Source organism: Hymenobacter sediminis, assembly GCF_003231285.1.
Classification (GTDB): Bacteria; Bacteroidota; Bacteroidia; order Cytophagales; family Hymenobacteraceae; genus Hymenobacter; species Hymenobacter sediminis.
The window spans coordinates 1-330 of sequence record NZ_QKNS01000037.1 but is presented as its reverse complement, the minus strand read 5'-3'; the positions used below and the strand labels follow the sequence as shown (position 1 = coordinate 330).

Sequence of the window (330 nt, the reverse complement as noted above, 5' to 3'; positions counted from 1 at the left end):
CCCGTGTGGCTGGAAGCCGAGGGGGCTTTTTTCTACGTCAATAAAATCGATCAGTGGGAAAGTGGTGACGCTTCTACCCCGGTCGATCTCTTACGCCTGACCTACTAAGCCATGGCTGACCAAACCGAACGCATTTTATACGAGGTTAGGCTTGACACTGAACAGCTCAAAGCCGAGTCCGATGCCGTGCGTAAAAAGCAGGCTGATCTGGCCGTATCCATTGCCAAGACGCGCGCCGAGCAAAAGCAGCTAGCCCAGGAATTCAAGACCGGCGCGAAGACGGAAGCCGAGTACGGCGTTGCCGCGCAGGCCTTGAGCGAGAAGCTACGC

At 56.4% G+C, this 330-nt stretch carries 1 protein-coding gene; it reads left to right on the top strand.

What is annotated here, in order from left to right; all coding sequences use genetic code 11:
- Positions 1-111 precede the first annotated feature (111 nt).
- A partial coding sequence (locus DNI29_RS23850; protein ID WP_202910584.1) for a hypothetical protein occupies positions 112-330 on the top strand: 219 nt, incomplete at its 3' end.